The 22818-nt window shown below is 74.0% G+C and carries 24 protein-coding genes; 5 read left to right on the top strand and 19 right to left on the bottom strand.

The features are described 5' to 3' along the window. Positions 1-73: 73 nt before the first annotated feature. From cbiE to ACFVUH_RS15220, 15 genes are all read right to left on the bottom strand, one after another. Positions 74-1369: a precorrin-6y C5,15-methyltransferase (decarboxylating) subunit CbiE gene (gene cbiE / locus ACFVUH_RS15290; RefSeq protein ID WP_387913606.1), complete on the bottom strand. Its 1296-nt coding sequence runs from the start codon at positions 1367-1369 to the stop codon at positions 74-76. A gap of 211 nt (positions 1370-1580) precedes the next feature. Beyond that, positions 1581-2246: a GNAT family N-acetyltransferase gene (locus ACFVUH_RS15285; RefSeq protein WP_355370800.1), complete on the bottom strand. Its 666-nt coding sequence runs from the start codon at positions 2244-2246 to the stop codon at positions 1581-1583. A gap of 205 nt (positions 2247-2451) precedes the next feature. After that, the gene (locus tag ACFVUH_RS15280) at positions 2452-3282 is read right to left on the bottom strand and encodes a MetQ/NlpA family ABC transporter substrate-binding protein (RefSeq protein ID WP_355370803.1); all 831 of its coding nucleotides are present in this window, start codon (positions 3280-3282) and stop codon (positions 2452-2454) included. A gap of 59 nt (positions 3283-3341) precedes the next feature. Then, the gene (locus tag ACFVUH_RS15275) at positions 3342-4085 is read right to left on the bottom strand and encodes a methionine ABC transporter permease (protein WP_355370806.1); all 744 of its coding nucleotides are present in this window, start codon (positions 4083-4085) and stop codon (positions 3342-3344) included. Continuing rightward, positions 4082-5122, bottom strand: coding sequence for a methionine ABC transporter ATP-binding protein (locus ACFVUH_RS15270; RefSeq protein WP_387913603.1), 1041 nt, complete (start codon positions 5120-5122; stop codon positions 4082-4084). The genes ACFVUH_RS15275 and ACFVUH_RS15270 overlap by 4 nt, the downstream gene beginning before the upstream one ends. Before the next feature lie 569 nt (positions 5123-5691). Continuing rightward, a complete protein-coding gene (locus ACFVUH_RS15265; protein ID WP_355370811.1) occupies positions 5692-6192 on the bottom strand; it encodes a GNAT family N-acetyltransferase in 501 nt (166 codons plus the stop codon). Positions 6193-6613: 421 nt separating this feature from the next. After that, positions 6614-6871, bottom strand: coding sequence for an RNA polymerase sigma factor (locus ACFVUH_RS15260; protein ID WP_387913601.1), 258 nt, complete (start codon positions 6869-6871; stop codon positions 6614-6616). Positions 6872-6984: 113 nt separating this feature from the next. Next, on the bottom strand, positions 6985-8418 hold the full coding sequence (gene argH, locus ACFVUH_RS15255) for an argininosuccinate lyase (protein ID WP_355370816.1): 1434 nt from the start codon (positions 8416-8418) through the stop codon (positions 6985-6987). A gap of 86 nt (positions 8419-8504) precedes the next feature. Next, a complete protein-coding gene (locus ACFVUH_RS15250) occupies positions 8505-9698 on the bottom strand; it encodes an argininosuccinate synthase (RefSeq protein WP_387913600.1) in 1194 nt (397 codons plus the stop codon). 199 nt (positions 9699-9897) lie between these two features. Next, a complete protein-coding gene (locus tag ACFVUH_RS15245; RefSeq protein WP_350545237.1) occupies positions 9898-10446 on the bottom strand; it encodes an arginine repressor in 549 nt (182 codons plus the stop codon). A gap of 17 nt (positions 10447-10463) precedes the next feature. Next, positions 10464-11726, bottom strand: a complete 1263-nt coding sequence (locus ACFVUH_RS15240) for an acetylornithine transaminase (protein ID WP_387913599.1) — start codon at positions 11724-11726, stop codon at positions 10464-10466. Continuing rightward, positions 11723-12598: an acetylglutamate kinase gene (gene argB / locus ACFVUH_RS15235; RefSeq protein ID WP_355370945.1), complete on the bottom strand. Its 876-nt coding sequence runs from the start codon at positions 12596-12598 to the stop codon at positions 11723-11725. Before argB ends, ACFVUH_RS15240 begins: the two co-directional genes overlap by 4 nt. A gap of 88 nt (positions 12599-12686) precedes the next feature. Continuing rightward, complete coding sequence (gene argJ, locus ACFVUH_RS15230; RefSeq protein WP_387913598.1) at positions 12687-13859, bottom strand: bifunctional glutamate N-acetyltransferase/amino-acid acetyltransferase ArgJ; 1173 nt, start codon at positions 13857-13859, stop codon at positions 12687-12689. Continuing rightward, a complete protein-coding gene (gene argC / locus ACFVUH_RS15225; protein WP_380686017.1) occupies positions 13856-14884 on the bottom strand; it encodes an N-acetyl-gamma-glutamyl-phosphate reductase in 1029 nt (342 codons plus the stop codon). Before argC ends, argJ begins: the two co-directional genes overlap by 4 nt. A gap of 100 nt (positions 14885-14984) precedes the next feature. Beyond that, positions 14985-16208, bottom strand: a complete 1224-nt coding sequence (locus ACFVUH_RS15220) for a methyltransferase (RefSeq protein WP_387913596.1) — start codon at positions 16206-16208, stop codon at positions 14985-14987. Between the two features lie 105 nt (positions 16209-16313). Here ACFVUH_RS15220 and ACFVUH_RS15215 point away from each other — a divergent pair, with 105 nt between their 5' ends. The 3 genes from ACFVUH_RS15215 to ACFVUH_RS15205 all read left to right on the top strand — a co-directional run bounded on the left by ACFVUH_RS15215 (position 16314) and on the right by ACFVUH_RS15205 (position 17522). Further along, entirely contained in the window at positions 16314-16718 is a 405-nt protein-coding gene (locus ACFVUH_RS15215; protein ID WP_355370833.1) for a VOC family protein, read from the top strand. 31 nt (positions 16719-16749) lie between these two features. Beyond that, positions 16750-17124, top strand: coding sequence for a S4 domain-containing protein (locus tag ACFVUH_RS15210; RefSeq protein ID WP_355370836.1), 375 nt, complete (start codon positions 16750-16752; stop codon positions 17122-17124). Between the two features lie 146 nt (positions 17125-17270). Next, positions 17271-17522 carry a hypothetical protein gene (locus tag ACFVUH_RS15205; protein ID WP_355370839.1) on the top strand — a complete coding sequence of 84 codons (252 nt, stop codon included), beginning with the start codon at positions 17271-17273 and terminating at the stop codon, positions 17520-17522. A gap of 69 nt (positions 17523-17591) precedes the next feature. Here the strand turns inward: ACFVUH_RS15205 and ACFVUH_RS15200 are convergent, their stop codons facing one another. The 3 genes from ACFVUH_RS15200 to ACFVUH_RS15190 form a co-directional block, all read right to left on the bottom strand. Beyond that, positions 17592-18101: an FBP domain-containing protein gene (locus ACFVUH_RS15200; RefSeq protein WP_355370842.1), complete on the bottom strand. Its 510-nt coding sequence runs from the start codon at positions 18099-18101 to the stop codon at positions 17592-17594. 114 nt (positions 18102-18215) lie between these two features. Continuing rightward, entirely contained in the window at positions 18216-18761 is a 546-nt protein-coding gene (locus ACFVUH_RS15195) for an HD domain-containing protein (RefSeq protein ID WP_387913593.1), read from the bottom strand. Then, a complete protein-coding gene (locus ACFVUH_RS15190) occupies positions 18758-19645 on the bottom strand; it encodes an SAM-dependent methyltransferase (protein WP_355370848.1) in 888 nt (295 codons plus the stop codon). The genes ACFVUH_RS15195 and ACFVUH_RS15190 overlap by 4 nt, the downstream gene beginning before the upstream one ends. Positions 19646-19924: 279 nt before the next feature. On the opposite strand from ACFVUH_RS15190, the gene ACFVUH_RS15185 reads away from it, so the two are divergent. Further along, positions 19925-20821 carry a polysaccharide deacetylase family protein gene (locus ACFVUH_RS15185; protein WP_387913591.1) on the top strand — a complete coding sequence of 299 codons (897 nt, stop codon included), beginning with the start codon at positions 19925-19927 and terminating at the stop codon, positions 20819-20821. A gap of 50 nt (positions 20822-20871) precedes the next feature. Next, complete coding sequence (locus ACFVUH_RS15180; protein WP_387913590.1) at positions 20872-21870, top strand: ketopantoate reductase family protein; 999 nt, start codon at positions 20872-20874, stop codon at positions 21868-21870. 94 nt (positions 21871-21964) lie between these two features. Here ACFVUH_RS15180 and ACFVUH_RS15175 read toward each other — a convergent pair whose 3' ends face one another. After that, positions 21965-22783 carry an SDR family oxidoreductase gene (locus tag ACFVUH_RS15175; RefSeq protein WP_355370856.1) on the bottom strand — a complete coding sequence of 273 codons (819 nt, stop codon included), beginning with the start codon at positions 22781-22783 and terminating at the stop codon, positions 21965-21967. Between the last annotated feature and the right edge of the window lie 35 nt (positions 22784-22818).

Raw genomic sequence — 22818 nt, 5'->3', positions numbered from 1 at the left:
GGGGCCGCCTCTCGAATCGGTGTCCGGATGCGACCTGGATCACCGTCCGGCCGGGGCGGGCGGCACCGGGCCTTCACGCTTTCTGCTCACCCCAGAGCAGGAAGGTGCCGGGGTCGCCCACGCCGAGGCGCAGCCCGTGGCCGCCGTCGCCGGCCGTGCCGGGGGTACCGGAGGGCGCGAGGAGGGGCGCGGACTGGAGCAGCGCGCCGTCGGCGCGGTAGCCCGCCTCGGCGATGGTGCGGCGGACCTCCTCGGCCTCGGCGAGGGTGCGGGCGACGGCGACGATGCGTTCGGGGCGGCGGGAGAGGACGGCGCGCACGGCTTGCGGTCCGCCGGTCTCGACGACGGCGGCGTCGGGTTCGGGGAGTTCGCCGAGGACGTCGGGGCCGTGGCCGTGGACGGTCTCGACCTCGACGCCGTAGCGGCGGGCGTTGACGGCGAGGCGGGCGCAGGCGGCCGCGTCGGCTTCGACGGCGACGACGGCGGCGCCGAAGCGGGCGGCCTCGACGGCGAGTGCGCCGCTGCCGGCGCCGACGGACCAGACGAGGTCGCCGGGGCGCGCGCCGAGGCGGGCGAGCACGAGCGCGCGGACGTGCGCCGGGAGCGTGTCGGTGGCGCCGGGCGTGCGCCCGGTGCCGGTGTAGGTGTCGGTCGGCAGCGCCCAGCCGCGGTCGGGGCCGGGGTAGCCGACGGGGCGTCCGGCGATCCAACCGGCCGCTTCGCCGGCGGCGCCGCTCTGCGGTCCGCCGCCGGGGCCGCCGGCGCTGCTGCCGCCGATCACCAGTACGACGCTGGGGTCGCGCCAGATGCGGTCGGCGACGCGGTCGGAGGTGAGGACGGTGACGTCCTCGTCGGGGGTGCCGAGGGCCTCGCAGACGACGAAGGTGCGGTGGACGCCGCGGAGCATCAGGGCGAGTTCGCTGGGTCCGGCGCCGGGGGCGCTGAGGACGGCGACCTTGGGGTGGGCGCGGCAGACGTTGGCGGCGCGGCGCAGCCGCCCGCCGTGGGCGCTGACGACCTGGGCGTCCTCCCAGGGCATGCCGGCGCGGGCGAAGGCGGCGGCGACGGAGGAGACGGCGGGGAGGACTTCGAGTTCGAGGCCGTACTCGGGGCGGCGCAGGGTGCGGACGACGCCGAAGAAGCCGGGGTCGCCCTCGGCGATGACGACGGCGGCGCCGCGGTGTTCGGCGATCCGGCGGGCGGCGAGCTGGATGCTGCCGAGGGCGAGGCGTTCGGCGCCGGGCGGTACCGGGAGGGCCTTGAGCTGGTAGGGGGCGCCGGCCACCAGGGTGGCCGCGGCGAGGGCCGCGGCGGCGGCCTCGGTCAGCGGTGTTCCGTCCCACCCGACGACCGTGATCCGGTCAGCCATCTGCGGCCGTCTCCCTCGCCATCCGTGCGCCGACAGGCGACGCCGGTGTGCGGCGCCGGTCAGAGGCTACCGGGTGCGATCCCCTCGGCGTGGACATCTCGCACACCTGTGCACGACGGGCGCGGCGGACGGAGCGGACCGAACGGGGCGGACCGCACGGGTGGGACCGGGCTGGTGGGGACCGGGCGGGCGCAGGCCGGGCGGGGACGGTTCAGTCGCGCAGGACGTAGCGGTCGCCCCCGGCCCAGGCGGGGGCCGGGGCCTCGGGCGCTTCGAGGTCCTCGGGCAGCAGGCTCCACAGGATGAGGTCGCTGCGGCTCTCTCCCCCGGCCCGCTGACCTGCGGGCGCCCCGGAGCCGACCTCGCTCACCTCGCCGCGCACTATCCAGGCGCTGCGCAGCACGCCCTCGCTGATGCCGCCGATCTTCTGGGCGACCTGCTGGGCGGCGGTGTTGCCGGCGGCGGTGCGCAGTTCCAGGCGCAGGAAGCCGCGGTCCTCGAAGAGCCACTGGGCGACGCCGAGGACGGCCTCGGGGGCGTAGCCCTCGCCGCGGGCCCAGGCGGCGGTGATGAAGGAGATCTCGGTGGAGCGCAGCCGCCAGTCGGTGTTGCGGAGTTCGACGAGGCCGACCAGGCGCTGGGTGAGGTGCTCGGTGACGGCGAGGACGATGCCGTGGCCAGCGGCGCGGTGGGCGGGGGCGAGGGTGCGGGCCAGCTCGACGGCGTGGGCCTCGGTACAGGGGTGCGGCTGGTCGGTCCAGGCCAGGACGAGTTCGTCGGCCATCATGGCGGCCAGTCCGGGGGCGTCGTCCTCCGCAAGCGGGCGCAGCAGCAGCCTCTCGGTGCTGATGGCGGTCTCGGGGAAGCTCGCTGCCATGCCGTCTCTCCTCGCCGGGTCGTGGACACACCGTACGCCTCGCCGGTGCCGGGTTGTCACGCGGTGCACGGACCGGACGACGGTACGTCAGAAGTGGGTCTGTCGGACCGTCACTGGTGCATACTGCCCGACCGGGCCCCCGCCTGCTTGCGGCGGGGGCCCGGTGGTGTCCGGCGGGACGGGTCGGTGGCGCGGTCGGCGTGGATCAGAACGCCGGGATGACGGCGCCCTTGAAGGTGTCGTCGATGTACTTCTTCACCTCGGGCGAGTGGAGCAGCTCGGCGAGCTTCTTGACCCGGGGGTCGTTCTCCTTGCCCTGCTTGACCGCGAGGATGTTGGCGTAGGGGTTGCCCTCGGCCTTCTCCAGGATGAGCGAGTCGCTGGTGGGCTTGAGGCCGGCGTCGATGGCGAAGTTGCCGTTGATGACGGCGGCGTCCAGGTCGTCGATGGAGCGGGGCAGCTGGGCGGCCTCCAGCTCCTTCCACTTGAGGTTCTTCGGGTTGCCGGTGACGTCGGCGGGGGTGGCGGCGGTGCCGACGCCGTCCTTGAGGGTGATCAGGTTGTTGTCGGCGAGGAGCTTGAGCGCGCGGCCCTCGTTGGTGGCGTCGTTGGGCAGGCCGACGGTGGCGCCGTCCTTGATGTCGCCGATGGCCTTGGCCTTCTTGGAGTAGAGGCCGAGCGGCTCCAGGTGGACCGTCTCGACGGAGACGATCTGGGTGCCGTGCTTCTTGTTGAAGTCCTCCAGGTACGGCACGTGCTGGAAGTAGTTGGCGTCGGCCGAGCCGTCCTGCACCGCGGTGTTGGGGGTCACGTAGTCGGTGACCTCCTTGATGGTGAGCTTGAGGCCGGCCTTCTCCGCCAGGTTGTCCTTGACGTACTTGAGGATCTGGCCGTGCGGGGTGGGGGTGGCGGCGACGGTGAGCGGCGCGTTCGGGTCCGAGGAGGACTTCGAGTCGCCGTTGCTGCCGCAGGCCGCGAGGGAGAGGGCGATGCCGGCGGTGGCGAGGACGCTGGTGAACTTCAGAACGTTGCGCACGAAAAGTGCCTTTCTGCGTGGTACCGGGGAGCCGGGTCCGGGTTCGGACGCCGGGAGGTCTAGGGGGCGACGAGCTCGTTCTCGTCGGCGGCGGCCCGGGCGGCGGGGACGCGGGGGCGCAGCAGGCGGGTCCGTCCGCCGGTGCGGCCGCGGTGGGCGAGGGAGCGGACGGCCTGGTCGCCGATCAGCTGCACGACGGTGACGATGATCACCAGTTCGGCGACGATGATCCACATGAAGGCGGTCTCGAAGCGGAAGTAGCCGTAGTTGATGGCGAGGGTGCCGAGGCCGCCGCCGCCGACCGCGCCGGCCATGGCGGAGTAGCTGACCAGGGTGATGATCGTGGTGGTGACGGAGGCGACCAGGCCGGGCAGGGCTTCGGGGATCAGCGTCTTGCGGACGATGGTCCAGGTGGAGCCGCCCATCGCCTGGACGGCCTCGACCAGGCCGCGGTCGACCTCGCGCACGGAGGTCTCGACGAGGCGGGCGAAGAAGGGGATCGCGCCGATGGTGAGCGGCACGGTCGCGGCCTGCCAGCCGATGGAGGTGCCGACCAGCCAGCGGGTGAAGGAGATCAGGGCGATCATCAGGATGATGAACGGCACCGAGCGGGCGATGTTGACGGCGGCGCCGAGCACCTTGTTGACGGGCCGGTTCTGCAGCAGGCCGCCCTTGTCGGTGAGCACCAGCAGCACGCCGAGCGGCAGTCCGAACAGGACGGTGCCGACGGTGGCGGCGCCGACCATCTGGAGGGTCTCCCAGGTGGCGGGCCCCATCAGTTCCTGCATCTGGTCCCAGGTCATGCCGCCGCTCCCTTCGTGCTCGCGGTGCGGGCGGCGTCGAGGACGTCGACCTGCAGGCCCTGCTCGCGCAGGAAGCCGATGGGCACCACGTTGTCCTGGTGGCTGCCGGGCAGTTCGACCCGCATCCGGCCGACCATGCGTCCGGCGATGGTCTCGACCGCGGCGCCGAGGATGTTGATGTCGATCTGGTAGGTGCGGGCGAGCTGGGAGACGAAGGGCTGGGCGGAGGTGTCGCCCTGGAAGGTGATCTCCAGCACGGTGGCGCCGGGGTGGCCGGTGCCGAACTCGCCGAGCGGGAAGAGTTCGCGGGCCAGCTCGGAGTCCGGCCGGGCGAGCAGGTCGCCGAGGGGGCCGGACTCGACGACCCGGCCGCCGCGCATCAGGGCGGCGGAGTCGCAGACGGACTTGATGACGTCCATCTCGTGGGTGATGAGCAGCACGGTGAGGCCGAGCTGCTGGTTGAGGTCGCGCAGCAGCTTGAGGATGGAGCGGGTGGTCTCGGGGTCGAGCGCCGAGGTGGCCTCGTCGGAGAGCAGCACCTTGGGGTCGCCGGCGAGGGCGCGGGCGATGCCGACACGCTGCTTCTGGCCGCCGGAGAGCTGGCCGGGGTAGCTGCGGGCCTTGTCGGCGAGGCCGACGAGGTCGAGGAGCTCGGCGGCCTTGCGGCGGCGCTCGGTGCGGTCCAGGCCGACGATCTCCAGCGGGAGTTCGACGTTCTGCTGGACGGTCCGGGAGGAGAGCAGGTTGAAGTGCTGGAAGACCATGCCGATCCGGCGGCGTGCCTCGCGCAGCTCCTTGCCGGCCCGGTTCTCGCCGCCGGAGAGGGCGGTGAGTTCGACGCCGTCCACGGTGACGGTGCCGGAGGTGGGCCGCTCCAGCATGTTGACGCAGCGGATGAGGGTGGACTTGCCGGCGCCGCTGGTGCCGACGACTCCGTAGACCTCGCCGGGGCGGACGTGGAGGTCGACGCCGGCGAGGGCGGTCACCTCGCGGCCACGGGATCGGTAGACCTTGGTGAGGTCCGTGGTGGTGATCACAACTGCTTCCGTAAGTCGGGGGCGGGCGGCGGGCGGCCGCCGCACCGGGGGGTGCGGTCGGCGACGCGCGACGGCGTCACGCCTGGGGGGTGCGATCCGCCGTCCCCCGGTCGCGGCCGTCGGCCGTCCGGACCGCGCGGAGGCGCGGCCCTGGCGGTTCACCGTGTCCGCGGGCGGGCGGACGGGTGGGGGGTGACGGGTGCGGGAAGGGGTGCGGCGGGAGCGGGCGCGCTCACACGGACGGGAGCGGCGCGGGGTTCTCGCTTCGGGGCGCGAGGGTTGGCACTCTCAACGGGTGCCGGGGGCGGTGGCCCTCAGCGGTGACACATTCGACGGCACATGGCACGCTCACCTGCCGGCAGTGTGCCGGTGGGGGTCCATTTCGTCGTCGCAGTCATGTGAGCCAGTAAAACAGATGGGCCGGGGGAACCCCAATTATTCGGCACCGCTGTCCGCAATACGGACAGTGATCGACTTGACCTGCGGCGACGCGGCTCGGCGCCGCCACCGTGGTCCGAATGGTGGCGGCGCCGACGAGGACCGCGACGGTCGGGGGGTCCGGGCGGGGTTCAGGCGGTGGCGGCGAGCACGGCGGTGGCGGGCTTCTCCAGGTGCACCAGGGTGAGCCGGCCGCTGACCTGTTCGACGGTGGTCTGCCGGTAGCCCTGGCGGGCGTAGAGGCGCAGGTTGCCGAGGCTGCGCTGACCGGTGAAGAGCCGGTAGGAGGTCACCGCGCCGTGCTCGGCGAGCCGCTGTTCGAGGGCTTCCAGCAGCCGGCCGCCGAGGCCGTGGCGCTGCATGCGGGGGTGGACGACCAGGCGCCCTATCCGGCCGATGCCGTCGGCGCCGACATGGCCGCGGACGGTGCCGACGACCTCGTCGCCGAGGCGGGCGACCAGGACGTGCTGCTCGGTCAGTTCGGTGCGCATGCTGTCCAGGGTCTGGGTCAGCGGCTCGATGGCCCAGTCCCCGTAGAGTTCGGCCTCGCTCTGGTAGCCGAGGTACTGGAGCTTGAGGATCTGCTCCGCGTCGTCCGTGTCGGCGGTCGAAATGATGACGCTCATGCCCATGTGCGGGGGCCTCCCCATCCTTGTTCCGGCGCGCGATCGTGAGGGTGTCGCACCGGTTTCCCTGCCGGAGGTGTTGTCCCGGCCGGGGATCCGCCCAGACCGGGGTGGCGCACGAACGTACCGGCCCGCACGGCCCTGGTGGGGCCGTGTCGGCGGCAACGCGCCCACGGTCAGTATCGGGGCGGGCACGTCACCGTCAAGAGCGACGTTCGCCAGCGCCTTACCCGTGTGTCAGCTCAGCTCAACCTCACGGCCGCCGGACGTGGCGAGGGTCACGCCCGGCCGGGCGGGTGACGGGAGGGGCGGACGGGGCGGGCGTCACGTCCGAGGGGGTGACGGCGCGGGGGTGACGGTAGAAGGGGCGACGGCAGAAGGGGCGACGGCGGCGGGGCCCGGATGAGCGGGGTCACGGCCGGCCGGGTCAGGCGTGGCGCTCGGTGCGCAGCAGGGCGCGCAGGCAGGCGAGGCAGCGGGCGCGGGTGGGGCCGATGGAGCCGCGCGGCATGCCGAGGCGGTCGGCGAGCTCGCGGTAGGTCGGCGGCGGGTCCTCGGCGAGGGCGGCGACCAGTTGCGGGCAGCGTCCGGGCAGGGCGGCGACGGCCTCGCGGACCAGGCGGCGGCGCAGGCCGGCGAGGACCTCGTCCTCGGCGGACGGGTGGGGCGGGAGCTCGGTGCACATGCCGTGCTTGACCCGGCGGGGGCTCCGCCGGTTACGGGCGTCCGGTGGCGTGCGCGCGGGAGGGGCGCGGCGGTTCGTCCGCCGCGCCCCTCCCCCGGGTGGACCTCCGGTGGTCAGCCGGTCACCCACTCCTGCTGGGCGGTGAGGTCGGCCTTGACCTCAGCGAGCTGGACGGCGACGGCGTCGGGGGCGGTGCCGCCGCGGCCGTTGCGGGAGGCGATGGCGCCGTGGACGCTGAGCACGGTGCGGACCTCGGGGGTGAGGTGCGCGGAGATGGCGGCGAACTGCGCGTCCGTCAGGTCGGCGAGCTCGATGCCGTGGGCCTCGCACTCCTTGACGCAGGCGCCGGCGACCTCGTGCGCGACGCGGAACGGCACGCCCTGCTTGACGAGCCATTCGGCGATGTCGGTGGCGAGGGAGAAGCCGGCCGGGGCGAGTTCCTCCAGCCGCTCGCGGTGGACGGTGAGGGTGGCCATCATGCCGGTGAAGGCGGGCAGCAGGACCTCGAGGGTGTCGCAGGAGTCGAAGACCGGCTCCTTGTCCTCCTGCAGGTCGCGGTTGTAGGCGAGCGGGAGGGCCTTGAGGGTGGCGAGCAGGCCGGTGAGGTTGCCGATGAGCCGGCCGGACTTGCCGCGGGCGAGTTCGGCGATGTCGGGGTTCTTCTTCTGCGGCATGATCGACGAGCCGGTGGAGAAGGCGTCGTGCAGCGTGATGAAGCCGAACTCCTTGGTGTTCCAGATGATCACCTCCTCCGCGATGCGGGAGAGGTTGATCCCGATCATCGCGGTGACGAAGGCGAATTCGGCGACGAAGTCGCGCGAGGCGGTGCCGTCGATGGAGTTGCCGACCGAGCCGCCCTCGAAGCCGAGGTCGGCGGCGACGGCCTGCGGGTCCAGGCCGAGCGAGGAGCCGGCCAGGGCTCCGGAGCCGTAGGGGGAGACGGCGGTGCGGGCGTCCCACTGGCGCAGCCGCTCGGCGTCGCGGCCGAGGGCCTGCACGTGCGCGAGGACGTGGTGGGCGAAGAGCACGGGCTGGGCGTGCTGGAGGTGGGTGCGGCCCGGCATCGCGGTGTCCGGGTGGGCCTCGGCGAGGCCGACCAGGGCGTGCTGGAGGTCGAGCAGCAGGCCGCCGATGGTCTTCGCGTGGTCCCGCAGGTACATCCGGAAGAGGGTGGCGATCTGGTCGTTGCGGGAGCGGCCGGCCCGCAGCTTGCCGCCGAGGTCGGGGCCCAGGCGCTCCAGCAGGCCGCGCTCCAGGGCGGTGTGGACGTCCTCGTCGGCGATGGTGCCGGTGAAGGTGCCGGCCTCGACGTCGGCGAGCAGCCGGTCGAGTCCGTCGTGCATGGCGGCGAGTTCGTCGTCGCTGAGCAGGCCGGCCTTGTGCAGGACGCGGGCGTGGGCCTTGGAGCCGGCGATGTCGTAGGGGGCGAGGCGCCAGTCGAAGTGTACCGAGGCGGAGAGCCTGGCCAGGGCCTCGGACGGGCCGTCGGCGAAGCGGGCGCCCCAGAGGCGGACGTCGCCACCGGGTGCGGGCTGGTCGGCGGACATCGCAGGCTCCTTACTGACGTGCGGAAGGTGGAGGGGGTGGCCCCGGCCGGCCCCCGGGAGGGGGGCGCAGCCGGGCCGGGGGCGGATCAGCCCTGGTCGCGCCGGGCGGCGATCTTCGAGGAGAGGCCGAAGATCTCGATGAAGCCCTTGGACATCGACTGGTCGAAGGTGTCGCCGGTGTCGTAGGTGGCGAGGTTGAAGTCGTACAGCGACTGCTCGGACTTCCGGCCGTTGACGACGGCCCGGCCGCCGTGCAGGACCATCCGGATGTCGCCGGAGACGTGCTGGTTGGCCTCGTTGACGAAGCCGTCGAGGGCGCGCTTGAGCGGGGAGAACCACAGGCCGTCGTAGACCAGCTCGGCCCAGCGCTGCTCGACCTGCCGCTTGTAGCGGGCGAGCTCGCGCTCGACGGTGACGTTCTCCAGCGCCTGGTGGGCGGTGATCAGGGCGATCGCGCCGGGGGCCTCGTAGATCTCCCGGGACTTGATGCCGACCAGCCGGTCCTCGACCATGTCGAGGCGGCCGACGCCCTGTGCGCCGGCCCGCTTGTTGAGCTCCTCGATGGCCTGCAGGACGGTCACCTTGCGGCCGTCGATCGCGACCGGGACGCCGGCCTCGAAGGTGATGACGACCTCGTCGGCCTCGCGCGGGACGGCCGGGTTCTGGGTGTACTCGTAGACGTCCTCGATCGGGGCGTTCCAGATGTCCTCCAGGAAGCCGGTCTCGACGGCCCGCCCGAAGACGTTCTGGTCGATCGAGTACGGGGACTTCTTGGTGGTGGCGATCGGCAGGCCCTTGGCCTCGGCGAAGGCGATGGCCTTGTCCCGGGTCATCGCGTAGTCGCGGACCGGGGCGATGCACTTGAGGCCCGGGGCGAGGGAGTTGATGCCAACCTCGAAGCGGACCTGGTCGTTGCCCTTGCCGGTGCAGCCGTGGGCGACGGTGGTGGCGCCGTGCTTCTGCGCGGCGGCGACCAGGTGCTTGACGATGACGGGCCGCGAGAGGGCCGACACCAGGGGGTACTCGCCCTGGTAGAGGGCGTTGGCCTTGAGGGCCGGCAGGCAGTACTCGTCGGCGAACTCCTCGCGGGCGTCGGCGACCTCGGCCTCGACGGCACCGCAGTCCAGCGCCCGCTGGCGGATGACGTCCAGGTCCTCGCCGCCCTGGCCGACGTCGACGGCGACGGCGATGACCTCCGCGCCCGTCTCCTCGGCGATCCAGCCGATGCAGACGGACGTGTCCAGACCGCCCGAGTAGGCGAGTACGACGCGCTCGGTCACGGCTTTCTCCTTCACAACTGTGCGAACAGGCTTACGGCGATAGGCATAAGTATGCACTACTCCGTATGAAACTCAAAACCCGGTCCACCGGGCGGGATCCGGATACGCCGGTGGGCCCGGCCGGAGCCGGGCCCACCGGGGTGGAACAGAGGGTGGAACAGACGATGGAGCGGGGGGTGGAACAGGGGGTGGAGCGGGACTACTGCGCCTTCGCCTGGGCGAGTTGCATCAGGTGGTCGGCGAGGGCCTGGCCGCCGGCCGGGTCGCGGCTGATCAGCAGGACGGTGTCGTCGCCGGCGATGGTGCCGATGATCTCGAACACCTCCGCCTGGTCGATCGCCGAGGCCAGGAACTGCGCCGCGCCGGGCGGCGTGCGCAGCACGACCAGGTTGCCCGAGGCGGTGGCGGAGACCATGAGCTCGCCGGCCAGCCGGGCCATCCGGCCCTCGGTGGCGGACTCCCCCATCGGCGCGCGCGGGGTGCGGTCGCCGCCCTCGGCCGGGACGGCGTAGATGAGCGCGCCGTCCCGGTTGCGGATCTTCACCGCACCCAGCTCGTCCAGGTCCCGGGAGAGGGTGGCCTGGGTGACCACGAGTCCGTCGTCGGCGAGCAGCTTGGCGAGCTGGCTCTGCGAGCGCACGGGCTGGCGGGTGAGCAGGTCCACGATCCTCCGGTGGCGCGCGGTGCGGGTCTGCGGGACCTGCGGCGTCGGGCCGGCGGCGGACTGCTCAGAGTTGGGTACGGTCATGTGATTATTCTCCCGGACTACGCTCGGTTCGCATCGTCCGGGGCGTCCTCGCGGACGGCCCGCAGGACGGCCGGCAGCGCCGCCAGGAAGGCGTCCGCCTCCTGCTCGGTCAGCACCAGCGGCGGCGCCAGCCGCACCGCGTCCGGCACCGCGGCGTTCACCAGGAACCCGGCCTCCTGCAGGCCCGCCTGGATCTTCGCCGACACCGGCTCGGTGAGCACGATGCCCAGCAGCAGCCCGGCCCCGCGCACGTGCGAGACCAGCGGGTCGTCGAGCGCCTCGACACCGTGCCGCAGCCGGTCCCCGATCTTGCGCGCGTGCTCCAGCAGGCCCTGCGACTCGATGGTGTCCAGCACCGCGAGACCGGCCGCCGCGGCCACCGGGTTGCCGCCGAAGGTGGTGCCGTGCTGGCCCGGGGTGAGCAGCTCGGCCGCCTCGCCGAAGGCCAGCACCGCGCCCATCGGCAGGCCGCCGCCGAGCGCCTTGGCCAGCGTGACGACGTCCGGCTCGATGCCCTCGAACGCCTGGTGGGCGAACCAGTGTCCGGTGCGGCCGACGCCGGTCTGGATCTCGTCCAGGACCAGCAGGGTGCCGGTGGCGCGGGTGATCTCACGGGCCGCGGCCAGATAGCCGTCGGGCAGCGGGATCGCACCGTTCTCGCCCTGGATCGGCTCCAGGAAGACGGCCGCGGTCTCGGTGGTGACGGCCGCGCGCAGCGCCTCGACGTCGCCGAACGGGACGTGCGTGACGTCGCCGGGCAGCGGGCGGAACGGGTCCTGCTTGGCGGGCTGGCCGGTGAGCGCCAGGGCGCCCATGGTGCGGCCGTGGAAGCCGCCCTGCAGGGCGACCAGATGGGTGCGGCCGGTGCGGCGGCTGATCTTGAAGGCGGCCTCGTTGGCCTCGGCGCCCGAGTTGCAGAAGAACACCCGGCCGGGGCGGCCGTCCAGGTGCAGCAGCCGCTCGGCGAGGGCGACGGTGGGCTCGGCGATGAACAGGTTGGAGACGTGGCCGAGGGTGGCGATCTGCCGGGTGACGGCCTCGACGACCGCCGGGTGGGCGGTGCCGAGGGCGTTGACGGCGATGCCGCCGAGCAGGTCGGTGTACTCCTTGCCGTCGGCGTCCCAGAGCTTGCTGCCCTCGCCGCGGACCAGCGGGATCCGCGGGGTGCCGTAGTTGTCGGTGAAGGCGTGCTGCCACCGCTCGGTGAGCCGGGCGTTGGCGGTCGTGCCGGCGTCGGAAGTCGTGCCGGCGTCGGAAGTCGTGCTGGCGTCGGAAGTCATGCGAGTCCCCCGGTCACGGTCGGTTCGTCGTCCGGCACGACCATCGTGCCGATTCCCTCGTCGGTGAAGATCTCCAGCAGCAGGCTGTGCGGCACCCGGCCGTCCAGCACGCGGGCGGTGCCGACGCCGGAGCGCACGGCGCGCAGGCAGCCCTCCATCTTGGGCAGCATGCCGCTGCCCAGGGTGGGCAGCAGCTCCTCCAGCTCGGAGGCGTCGAGCTGGCTGATCACGTCGTCGGAGTGCGGCCAGTCCTTGTAGAGGCCCTCGACGTCGGTGAGGACGACGAGCATCTCGGCACCGAGCGCGACCGCGAGGGCGGCGGCGGCGGTGTCGGCGTTGATGTTGTAGACGTGGCCGTCGGTGCTGCGGGCGATCGAGGAGATCACCGGGATGCGGCCGTCGGCGATCAGCCCCTTCACCGCGCCGGCCTCGATGTTGACGATGTCGCCGACCAGGCCGATGTCGACCTGCTCGCCGTCCACGACCGCGTACCGCTTGACGGCGGTCATGGTGTGCGCGTCCTCGCCGGTCAGGCCGACCGCGAACGGGCCGTGCTGGTTGAGCAGGCCGACGAGCTCGCGCTGCACCTGCCCGGCGAGCACCATCCGGACCACGTCCATGGTCTCGGGGGTGGTGACCCGCAGGCCGTTGGTGAAGGAGGACTCCAGGCCGAGCTTGTCGAGCTGGGCGTTGATCTGCGGGCCGCCGCCGTGCACCACCACGGGGTGCAGGCCGGCGAAGCGCAGGAAGACGACGTCCTTGGCGAAGGCCGCCTTGAGCTCCTCGTCGACCATGGCGTTGCCGCCGAACTTGATCACCACGGTCTTGCCGTGGAAGCGCTCCAGCCACGGCAGGGCCTCGATGAGCGTCATGGCCTTGGGCAACGCGGTGTTGTTGCGGGCCTGTTCGCCCTTGGGTGCGATCTGCACTGTTCTGCTTCCCCGGCTCTGCTGGCGACGGTCAGGTGGAGTAGGCGCTGTTCTCGTGCACGTAGTCGGCGGTGAGGTCGTTGGTCCACAGGCTGGCCCCGGCCTCGCCGGCGTTGAGGTTCGCGGTGATGACGACCTCGCGGCCGGTCATGTCGACCAGGTCGCGGTCCTCCCCCACGCTGCCGTCCCGGCAGACCCAGACGCCGTTGATGGCGACGTCCAGGCGGTCGGGGTCGAAGGCGGCGTCGGTGGTGCCGATCGCGGCCAGCACCCGGCCCCAGTTGGGGTCCTCGCCGTGGATGGCGCACTTGAGGAGGTTGTTGCGGCTGATCACCCGGGCGACGTCGACGGCCTCCTGCTCGGTGGCGGCGCCGGTGACGTCGATCCGGATGTCCTTGCTGGCGCCCTCGGCGTCGCCGATCAGCTGGCGGGCCAGGTCGGCGCAGACGGTGCGCACGGCTTCGTCGAACTCGGCCCGCTCCGGGACGGTGCCGCTGGCGCCGGAGGCGAGCAGCAGCACGGTGTCGTTGGTGGACATGCAGCCGTCGGAGTCGATCCGGTCGAAGGTGGTGCGGGTGGCGCCGCGCAGCGCCGCGTCCAGGACGCCCGCGTCCGCCTCGGCGTCGGTGGTCAGCACGACCAGCATGGTGGCCAGGCCCGGGGCGAGCATGCCGGCGCCCTTGGCCATGCCGCCGACCGTCCAGCCGGCCGGGCTGGTGACCTGGGCGGTCTTGTGCACGGTGTCGGTGGTCTTGATGGCGATCGCGGCCTGCTCGCCGCCGGTGGCGCTGAGCGCGGCGGCGGCCAGGCCGACGCCCGGCAGCAGGATGTCCATCGGCAGCCGCACGCCGATCAGGCCGGTGGAGGCGACGGCGACCTCGCCGGCGTTGAGCTCCAGCTCCTCGGCGACCTTCTCGGCGGTGGCGTGGGTGTCCTGGAAGCCCAGCGGCCCGGTGCAGGCGTTGGCGCCGCCGGAGTTGAGGACGACGGCGGAGACCGTGCCGCCCTTGAGGACCTGCTCGGACCAGAGCACGGGGGCGGCCTTGACCCGGTTGGAGGTGAAGACGCCGGCAGCGGCGAGCGAGGGCCCGTCGTTGACGACGAGCGCGAGGTCGGGAGTGCCGGAGGCCTTGATCCCGGCGGTCACGCCGGCGGCCCGGAAGCCCTGGGCGGCGGTGACGCCGACGTTCTGGTGGTCGGTCACGGTGCGACTCCGTTCACGGGAAGGCCCAGCTCCTCGGGCAGACCGAGGGCGATGTTCATGCTCTGCACCGCGCCGCCGGCGGTGCCCTTGACCAGGTTGTCGATCGCGCTGATCGCCACGATCCGCCCGGCGGCCGGGTCCAGGACGACCTGCACCAGCGCGGCGTTGGAGCCGTAGACGCTGCTGGTCTGCGGCCACTGCCCCTCGGGAAGCAGATGGACGAACGGCTCGTCGGCGTACGCCTCGGCGTAGGCGGCGCGCAGCTCCTCGGTGCCCACCCCGGGCTTCGCCTTGGCGGAGCAGGTGGCGAGGATGCCGCGCGGCATCGGGACGAGGGTGGGCGTGAAGGAGACGGTGACCGGCTCGCCCGCCAGCGGGGTGAGGTTCTGGGCCATCTCCGGGGTGTGCCGGTGGACACCGCCGACGCCGTAGGCGCTGACGCTGCCCATCACCTCGCTGCCGAGCAGGTGGGTCTTGGCGGCCTTGCCGGCGCCGGAGGTTCCGGAGGCGGCGACGACCACCGCCTCGGGCTCGGCCAGGCCCGCCGCGTAGGCGGGGAACAGCGCGAGGGAGACGGCCGTCGGGTAGCAGCCGGGGACGGCGATCCGGTTGCTGCCCTTGAGCGCGGCGCGGTGGCCGGGCAGCTCGGGCAGGCCGTAGGGCCAGGTGCCGGCGTGCGCGGAGCCGTAGAACTGCTCCCAGTCGGCGGCGGCCTTCAGCCGGAAGTCGGCGCCGCAGTCGACGACCAGCACGTTCTGGCCGAGCGCCTCGGCGACGGCGGCGGACTGGCCGTGCGGCAGCGCCAGGAACACCACGTCGTGGTCGGCCAGCACCTCCGGGGTGGTCGGCTCCAGGACCCGGTCGGCCAGCGGCAGCAGGTGCGGCTGGAGCAGCCCCAGCCGGGTGCCCGCGTTCGAGCCGCCGGTCAGCGCCCCGATCTCCACCTCGGGGTGGCCGAGCAGCAGGCGCAGCACCTCACCGCCCGCGTACCCGCTCGCGCCGGCGACGGCGACTCGCAATGCCATGGCGTTCCTCCTTCGTCGTGGCATGAATATACGCAGTACGGAACATTCATGCAAGGAGTATGCGCAGGACGGCCCGCGGGCCGGACCGGTGCGGCGCCGCTCAGCGCTTGACGGCCTTGAGCACCACGAACTTCGGATTGCCCGCGACCGTGCGGCAGTTGCCGAACAGCCGGCGCAGCTTGACGTGGTAGCCCAGGTGGCGGTTGCCGACCACCCACAGCTCGCCGCCGGGGCGCAGGGCGCGGCGGGCGCCGGTGAACATCCGCCAGGCGGTGGCGTCGGTGGTGGCCTGGTGGGAGTGGAACGGCGGGTTGTTGAGCACCAGGTCCACCGAGCCGGCCGGCAGGCCCGCGTCGGCGAGCGCGTCGGCGGTGAGGAACTCGGCGGGGGCGTCCGGGCCGAGGTTGGCGCGGAAGGTCTCCTCGGCGGAGGCGACCGCCTGGTGGGACTCGTCGACGAAGACCAGCCGGGCACCGGGGGCGGCCAGGGCGGCGGCGGTGCCGACCACGCCGTTGCCGCAGCCGAGGTCGACGACCCGGGCCCCGGGGGCGGCGGTGGGCAGGTGGGCGAGCAGGAAGCGGGTGCCGATGTCGAGGCGGTCGGCGCAGAAGGTGCCGGCGTGGTTGACCACGGTGCGGCCCGAGGCGGGGCCGATGTCGCCGGGCAGGGCGTAGCGGTGCGGCCAGGGGTTGGGGCCGGGGTCGAGCGCCCGGTCGGGGGTGCAGAGGATCAGCCGGGCCTTGCGGACCGCGAGCGAGGTGCGGGTGGGGCCGAGGATCCGCTCGAAGAGCTCCAGGGTGGAGGTGTGGATCTCGGTGGTCATGCCGGTGCCGAGGACCACCGTGTCCGGGTGCAGGGCCGGGGCGAGCCGGTGCAGCTGGTCCTCCAGCAGGGCCAGGCTCTTGGGGACGCGCACCAGCAGGACGTCGGTCCGCCCGGGCGGGGTGTCGCGGGTGGTGAGCAGCCGGGCGGCGCCCTCGCCGGCGCCGGCCCGGGCGAGGTTGGCCGCGGTGGCACACTGGGCGAGGTGCGAGTCGCTGATCTGGGTGATCCGCGCGGGGGCCTGCTCGGCGGGGGCGGTGGCGAGCGCGGTGGTCAGCGCGCCCCAGCGGTCGCCGAGGACGGTGACGGCGCGGCCGGCCAGGGCGGTGGGCCGGCCCTCGGCGGAGTCGGCCTCGCCGGCCAGGTGCCGCAGCAGGCACTCGTCGGCGGCGTCCCAGGCGCGCAGCCGCTCGCGCGGGTCCTCGGGGTGGCGGGTGAGGTCGAGGCCGCCCCACGGAGTCGGGAAGGGGGTCGCGGCGGCGGTGGTGGCGAGGTGGTTCATCGCCGCCCAGGCTAGCCGACCGGGCCACGGGCCGGCCGACCGGCGCCCGAGCGCGGACCGGGGCGGCGGCCGATACTGGGAGGGCCCGACGGAAGGGGCGCGGCCATGGACTGGAAGCTCGAAGTGGTGGTGGTCCCGGTGACGGACGTCGACCGGGCGAAGCTCTTCTACGAGGAACGGGTCGGCTTCACCGTCGACCACGACAGCCGGATCCGGGACGGGGTGCGGGTGGTGCAGCTGACGCCGCCCGGCTCCAGCTGCTCGATCGTGGTGGGCACGGGACTGACGGACGCGCCGGCCGGCTCGCTGAAGGGACTGCAGCTGGTGGTGCCGGACATCGACCGGGCGCACGCGGAGCTGGTGGCGCGGGGCGTGGAGGTGAGCCCGGTGCAGCACTTCGACGACGGGGACCGGGTGGACGGGCGGGGCGAGGTGTGGAACTCGTTCGTCTTCTTCAGCGATCCGGACGGCAACGGCTGGGCCGTCCAGGAGGCGCCCGGCCGGCGCTGACGCCCGGCGGCCAGGGCCCTAAGCTCGGAGGATGGTCGAAGACGAGGGAAGCGTCCGGGTGGACAGCTGGATCTGGTCGGTGCGGCTGGCCAAGACGCGGTCGGCCGCGGCGGCAGCGTGCAAGGCCGGGCACGTGCGGGTCAACGGCGAGCGGGCCAAGCCGGCGCAGGCGCTGAAGCCGGGTGACGAGGTCCGGGTGCGCGTGGAGGGGTGGGAGCGGGTCGTCGTGGTGACGAAGCTGATCCGCAAGCGGGTCGGCGCGGCGGTCGCGACGGAGTGCCTGGTGGACAACAGCCCGCCGCGCCCGGCGCGCGAGTTCGTCGCCGCGCCCGGCGTGCGGGACCGGGGCGCCGGGCGGCCGACGAAGCGCGACCGCCGGGAGATGGACGAGCTGCGGCGGCGGTAGCGACTGCCCCGGCAGCCGCACCGGCCACGGCAGGTTCCTGCCGAATTGGTCTCGACCATTGCCCTGGATCCGGCGGCGGAGGAGGCTCGCTGCGAAGCGCCGGGCGGGCAGTCCGGCGCTCGTGTCCGAGGAAGGAAAGCACCGGCATGGCAATGCGCAAGGCGGTTTCCACCATGGCCCTGGCCGGCCTGCTCGCGGCGGGCGGCCTGATGGCCGCCCCGGCCGCCCAGGCGTCCACCACCAAGACGACCGGCTACGTCTACGTCGGCATGTACCCGAGCGGTGACGCGTGCCACGCCGCGGGCAGGGCCTACGTCGCCCGGGGCCAGGCGGTCTCGTACTTCTGCGACGTCCTCGACTTCCCGCCGTACACGGCCCGCCTCTCCATCTGGGCCTGATCGCGCCGCGGACCGGCCGGCGACGCACCCCGTCGCCGGCCGGTCCGGCGGTGGCGGCGCCGACGCGGGTCAGGCCGCCAGGGTGTCGGTGCGGACCTGGGTCAGGAAGGCGTCCAGGTTGGCCAGCGTCCGGGCGATCTGCTCCTCCAGCGGGAGCGACTCGTTGGGGCGGGTGACCGCCGCGGAGTTCTTGCGCCCGCGCACGTAGAGCGAGCAGGCGAGATCGGCGCAGATGTAGGTGCCGACGGTGTTGCCCTCCCGCCCCGCCGCCCCCGCCCGGCGGGCGGTGAGCAGCGCCACGCCGGAACCCGCGTGGGCGGTGACGCACAGCGAGCAGACGTTGGTCTTGGTCATGCTCCGCCGGAACGAGGGCACCCGCAGGGTGACGCCGACCAGCTCGCCGCGGTGCTCGGCGACCAGATAGGCGCGGTCGGGCGCGCCCTGGTCCCGCCAGCCGAGGAAGTCGAGGTCCTCCCAGGGGAGTTCGGCGAGCCCTCGGGGCAGGTTGAGCCGCCGGGCCTCGCCCTTGGAACAGTTGACGAAGGACGCACGGATCTCGGGGTCGGTCAGCGCTCGCATGCCCGGCAAGCTAACACCGCCCCGCCGCACCCGTCTCCCGATTTTCCGCGCGCCCCCACCGTTCCCGAGCCCCGAACCGCCCGCCGCCCCGCCGTCCCGCCGCCGCCGCCGCGCTCAGGCCACCGGGTGGGCGGCCTGGACGGCGAGCCGCCGCGGGGCGTCGGCGCCGATGCCGGTCAGCAGGTCGTCGAGGGCGAGGAACACCTCCCAGGACTCGCATCCGGCCGCCCGCGCCAGCCGGGCGACCACCCGGTCCTCCAGGTCGCGGACCCGGCCGTCCTTCCACGCCTTGTCGGCCAGACTGACCAGCAGGTCCTCCACGGTGGTGCCGGGCTCGCCCCAGCCGCCGTGGGTGCCGGCGAAGCGGGCGAGGCGCTGCGGCACGCCGTGGGCGAGCAGCAGCTCGTACCCGGCCCGCTCGTGCAGCGAGCCGGGGACGGAGAGCTCCTCGCGGTGGACGGCCTTGCCGATGTCGTGGGTGGCCGCGCCGAACAGCACGGCCTCCCGGTCCACCGGCACCCCGTACCCGGCGCACCGGTCGAGGATCGTCCCGGCGACCTCGTGCACCAGGCCGAGATGGGCCGTCAGCCGGGGCGGGGCGTCGACGGCCGCCAGTAGGACGGCCGCGGCCTCGGGCAGGGGCGGGGTTCGGGCGGTCATCCGCGCTTGAAGGCGACGCCCGCGTAGGCCGAGACGTCCTGCCAGCCGTCGGGGAGGTCGGCGGTGCGGATGTGGCCGGCCTCGGGGCGCCAGAGCGGGAGCTGGACGAGGCCGGGGCCGGCGAACTCGAAGTCGCCGAAGAAGGGTTCGACGGCCGAGCGCGGGCGCAGCACCAGCGGGGCGCTGGCGCTGCGGTAGACGCGGGTGCCCTCGGCGGCGCTCTCCCGGGAGGCGAAGTCGGGGCTGCCGTGCGAGAGGATCAGCGCGCTCCCCGGCGCGAGCGCGTCGCGCAGGGTCCGCACGATCCGCTCCGCGCCGTCCTCGTCGCGGATGAAGTGCAGCACGGCGACCAGCATCAGGGCGACCGGTTCGCCGAGGTCGACGGCGGCGCTCAGGGCCGGGTGGGCGAGGATCGCCTCGGGCTCGCGCAGGTCCGCCTCGATGACGGAGGTGTGGCCGGCCGGGTGGCCGGCGAGCAGGGCGCGCGCGTGGGTGGCCACGATCGGGTCGTTGTCGACGTAGACGACCCGGGCGTCCGGGGCGACCCGGCGGGCGACCTCGCTGGTGGAGCCGACGGCGGGGATGCCGGTGCCGATGTCGAGGAACTGCCGGATGCCCCGGCCGGCCGCGAACTCGACGGCGCGGCCGAGGAATTCGCGGTTGGTGCGGGCCAGCAGCCGCAGCGCCGGATAGGCGGCGATGGCGGCCTCGGCGGCCGTGCGGTCGGCCTCGAAGTTGTCCTTGCCGCCGAGGTAGTAGTCGTACATCCGGGCCGTGTGCGGGACCCCGGTGTCCAGTTCGGTCGGCGGCTGCCAGTCCTCGGCGCGCGCCCAGTCCCAGTCGGTGCCGGTGACGCCCAGCGCCGCCGTCCTGTCCTCACTCATCTGCCGCCCCCTGGTGTGTCCACGACGTCCGCAGTGTCCCCTGCCGGACGGTTCCTGTCCTGTCCCCCGCCCCGCGACCGGCCGGCGGCCGGTGGCGGCCCCCACCGCGCGGTGCGCCGTGATCGTAACCGACGAAACGCCGCCCAAACAGCGGAAGTTCAGGTTTCCGCAGTATCCGAACAGCGATGTGTGTGCACGTCAACGACGGTCCGCGAGCGACTCCGGGCCGACGGCGCCGGCGGTCGCCACCCGGTGACGTCGTCTCTATGCTGGCTGCCGATGACTGCCGACCGGCGCACCGTCCTGCGCACCACCGTCAAACTGGCCGCCCTCACCGCCGTCGGCGGCCTGCTCACCGCCTGCGGCGACACCGGCCGACGCCGGGCCGACCCGGGGACGTTCGCCACGCGTCCGGGGCCGGTGGACCCGTCGGGCACCGTCGACCCGGCCTGGGCCGCCGGCGAGGGACCGGCCTCGCCGGCACCCGGCGAGGCCACGGCCGCCGCGAGCGCCCCGCCCACCGCGGACGCCACCGCGCCGCCCACCCCGCCGGTGCTGCCGCCGCTGGCGCCCGGCACCCCGGTCGAGGTCGCGTACGGGCCGCGCACCGGCCGCAACGTCGCGCTGACCTTCCACGGCAGCGGCGACCCGGCGCTCGCCACCGCGCTGCTGGAGATCGCCGAACAGCGCGGCGTCGGGCTCACCGTGATGGTCGTCGGCAGCTGGCTCGACCAGCAGCCCCAGATGGCCCGCCGGATCCTGGACGGCGGCCACGAGCTGGGCAACCACACCCAGAACCACCAGAACATCTCGACCATGACACCCGACAAGGCCCGCGCGGAGATCGCCCAGTGCGCGGAGCGGCTGCAGCGGCTGACCGGCTCGATCGGCCGCTGGTTCCGCCCCTCGGCCGCCCAGTACGCCACGCCGATGGTGCGGGAGCAGGCCAGGGCGGTCGGCTACGAGCACGTGCTCTCCTTCGACGTGGACCCGCGCGACTACGCCGACCCGAGCGCCGCCGAACTGCAGCGCCGGGTGCTCGGCTCGGTGCGCGGCGGCTCGGTGGTCGCCCTGCACCTGGGCCACCGCTGCACGGTCGACGCGCTGCCCGGCATCCTCGACGGCCTCGGCAAGGCCGGCCTCACCCCGGTGACCGCGAGCCGCCTCTGCGCCTGACCGCTCCCCGGGGCCCGCGGGGCGCCCGGGGCACGTGCGATGCTTCGGGGATGCGGTACATCATCATCGGGGCGGGTGCGGTGGGCGGCACGATCGGTGCCCGGCTGCACGAGGGCGGGCACGACGTGGTGCTGGTGGCGCGCGGCGCGCACCTGGCGGCGCTGCGCACGGACGGCCTGCGGTTCGGCACCCCGCAGGGGGTGCGGACGCTGCGGATCCCGGCCGTCGGCGGGCCGCGGGAGGTGGCGCTGCGGGCGGACGACGTGCTGGTGCTGGCCGTGAAGACGCAGGACACCGCCGCCGCGCTGGCCGCCTGGGCGCCGTGCCCGGTGGCCGGGGGCGGGACGGCCGCCGAGCGGCTGCCGCTGGTGTGCGCGCAGAACGGGGTGGAGAACGAGCGGCTCGCCCTGCGGCTGTTCCGCGAGGTGCTGGCGATGTGCGTGTGGATGCCGTCCACCCATCTGGCGCCCGGCCGGGTGAGCGCGGGCGGCACCCCGGTGAGCGGGGTGCTGTGGCTGGGTGGCCACCCGTCCGGCACCGGCGGCGCCCGGGCCGCCGCGATCGCCGCCGACCTCGCCGCCTCGGGCTTCAGCGCCCCGGTGGATCAGGACGTGATGCGCTGGAAGTACACCAAGCTGCTCGGCAACCTCGGCAACGCGCTGGACGCGGTGGCCGGTGGGACCGACGGTGAGGAACTGCGGGCGCTGCGGGAGCGGGCGGTCGCGGAGGGCGTCGCCGTGCTGGCGGCCGCCGGCATCGCCCACCGGGACCCGGCCGAGCAGGTCCGCTTGGCGCGTGCGACGCTGCGGCTGGAGCCGGTGGCCGGCGAGGAGCGCAGCGGTTCGTCGTCCTGGCAGAGCCTGGCGCGCGGCACCGGCTCGATCGAGGCCGACCACCTGAACGGCGAGATCGTGCTGCTGGGCCGGCTGCACGGGGTGCCGGCGCCGCTCAACGAGGCACTGCAGCGGCTGGCCGGGGAGTTCGCCCGCACCGGCCGGGCGCCGGGCTCGCTCACCGCCGAGGAGCTGTCGGTGCTCACCGCCCTGTGACCGGGCCGGCCGTCCGCTCGCCCGCCCGCGTGCCCGTCCGCCCGTCCGCCCGCGTGCCCGACCGGTGGCGCCGACGGTCCGGCCGTTCGGCGCGTCAGCCCATCGGATCGCCGGGCCCGTAGGGGCGCAGCCGCAGCGTACGGGCGTCCGCCGCGCGGATCTCCTCCGCCCGGCGGACGAGCTCCCCGAGGTCGTCCCGCCCGGCGTGCAGGAAGCGCCCGTGCAGCGCGTCGAAGCGCCCGCGGGCGGCGTCCACGGTGACGGCGACCATGTACGGGATGGAGCCCCAGTCCTTGGTGTCGCGGAACATCGGCATCCCGGCGGTCATGTCGGTGGCGACCGCGCCGGGGCTGATGTCGAGGATCACCACATGGTGCTCGGCGAGCGAGTCGGCGAGGTTGTCGGAGAGCTGGAGCAGCGCGCCCTTGGAGGTGGCGTACGCGGTGTAGTGGCCGTCGGGGCGCAGCGCGAAGCCGGAGTTGAGGTTGACGACGCGCCCCCGCCCGCGCCGGACCATGCCGGGCAGGACGCAGCGCAGCAGGTTGTAGGGGCCGCGCAGATTGACCTCGACGACCTGCCACCACTGGTTGACGTCGGTCTCCCAGAGCGGGACCTCGGCGCGGTCGACCTGGCCGGCGTTGTTGACCAGCAGGTCGACGGGGCCGAGGTCGCGTTCGATCAGCCGGACGGCCTCGCGCACCGAGCCGGGGCGGGTGACGTCGGCGGTGACGGCGACGCCGCGCGCGCCGTGCCGCACGCACTCCTTGAGGGTGTCGGTGAGGGTCTCGTGGGTGCGGCCGACGAGGCCGACGGCCATGCCCTCGGCGGCGAGGCCGACGGCGATCTCCCGGCCGATGCCGCGGCCGGCGCCGGTGACCAGGCCGACCTGTCCCGTGAGCGATCCCGTCGGCATGCCCGTGCTCCCTCCGTCCGTTGGTGACCACCCCG

Source organism: Kitasatospora sp. NPDC058032 (genome assembly GCF_042885845.1).
In the GTDB taxonomy this organism is placed as follows: Bacteria; Actinomycetota; Actinomycetes; order Streptomycetales; family Streptomycetaceae; genus Kitasatospora.
Note: the sequence above shows the minus strand (reverse complement) of the source record. Positions and strands in the feature narration are given on the sequence as shown.

Excerpts from the sequence above, each read along its gene's own strand:
- ACFVUH_RS15265 (WP_355370811.1), bottom strand. The coding sequence starts at position 6,192 with ATGGGCATGAGCGTCATCATTTCGACCGCCGACACGGACGACGCGGAG.
- ACFVUH_RS15175 (WP_355370856.1), bottom strand. The coding sequence starts at position 22,783 with ATGCCGACGGGATCGCTCACGGGACAGGTCGGCCTGGTCACCGGCGCC.
- ACFVUH_RS15185 (WP_387913591.1), top strand. The coding sequence starts at position 19,925 with ATGACTGCCGACCGGCGCACCGTCCTGCGCACCACCGTCAAACTGGCC.
- ACFVUH_RS15285 (WP_355370800.1), bottom strand. The coding sequence starts at position 2,246 with ATGGCAGCGAGCTTCCCCGAGACCGCCATCAGCACCGAGAGGCTGCTG.
- ACFVUH_RS15260 (WP_387913601.1), bottom strand. The coding sequence starts at position 6,871 with ATGTGCACCGAGCTCCCGCCCCACCCGTCCGCCGAGGACGAGGTCCTC.
- cbiE (WP_387913606.1), bottom strand. The coding sequence starts at position 1,369 with ATGGCTGACCGGATCACGGTCGTCGGGTGGGACGGAACACCGCTGACC.
- ACFVUH_RS15205 (WP_355370839.1), top strand. The coding sequence starts at position 17,271 with ATGGCAATGCGCAAGGCGGTTTCCACCATGGCCCTGGCCGGCCTGCTC.
- ACFVUH_RS15245 (WP_350545237.1), bottom strand. The coding sequence starts at position 10,446 with ATGACCGTACCCAACTCTGAGCAGTCCGCCGCCGGCCCGACGCCGCAG.
- ACFVUH_RS15240 (WP_387913599.1), bottom strand. The coding sequence starts at position 11,726 with ATGACTTCCGACGCCAGCACGACTTCCGACGCCGGCACGACTTCCGAC.
- ACFVUH_RS15200 (WP_355370842.1), bottom strand. The coding sequence starts at position 18,101 with ATGCGAGCGCTGACCGACCCCGAGATCCGTGCGTCCTTCGTCAACTGT.
- ACFVUH_RS15180 (WP_387913590.1), top strand. The coding sequence starts at position 20,872 with ATGCGGTACATCATCATCGGGGCGGGTGCGGTGGGCGGCACGATCGGT.
- ACFVUH_RS15210 (WP_355370836.1), top strand. The coding sequence starts at position 16,750 with ATGGTCGAAGACGAGGGAAGCGTCCGGGTGGACAGCTGGATCTGGTCG.
- ACFVUH_RS15275 (WP_355370806.1), bottom strand. The coding sequence starts at position 4,085 with ATGACCTGGGACCAGATGCAGGAACTGATGGGGCCCGCCACCTGGGAG.
- argH (WP_355370816.1), bottom strand. The coding sequence starts at position 8,418 with ATGTCCGCCGACCAGCCCGCACCCGGTGGCGACGTCCGCCTCTGGGGC.
- ACFVUH_RS15220 (WP_387913596.1), bottom strand. The coding sequence starts at position 16,208 with ATGAACCACCTCGCCACCACCGCCGCCGCGACCCCCTTCCCGACTCCG.
- ACFVUH_RS15190 (WP_355370848.1), bottom strand. The coding sequence starts at position 19,645 with ATGAGTGAGGACAGGACGGCGGCGCTGGGCGTCACCGGCACCGACTGG.
- argB (WP_355370945.1), bottom strand. The coding sequence starts at position 12,598 with ATGACGCTCATCGAGGCCCTGCCGTGGCTGGAGCGCTTCCACGGCAAG.
- ACFVUH_RS15195 (WP_387913593.1), bottom strand. The coding sequence starts at position 18,761 with ATGACCGCCCGAACCCCGCCCCTGCCCGAGGCCGCGGCCGTCCTACTG.
- argC (WP_380686017.1), bottom strand. The coding sequence starts at position 14,884 with ATGGCATTGCGAGTCGCCGTCGCCGGCGCGAGCGGGTACGCGGGCGGT.
- ACFVUH_RS15215 (WP_355370833.1), top strand. The coding sequence starts at position 16,314 with ATGGACTGGAAGCTCGAAGTGGTGGTGGTCCCGGTGACGGACGTCGAC.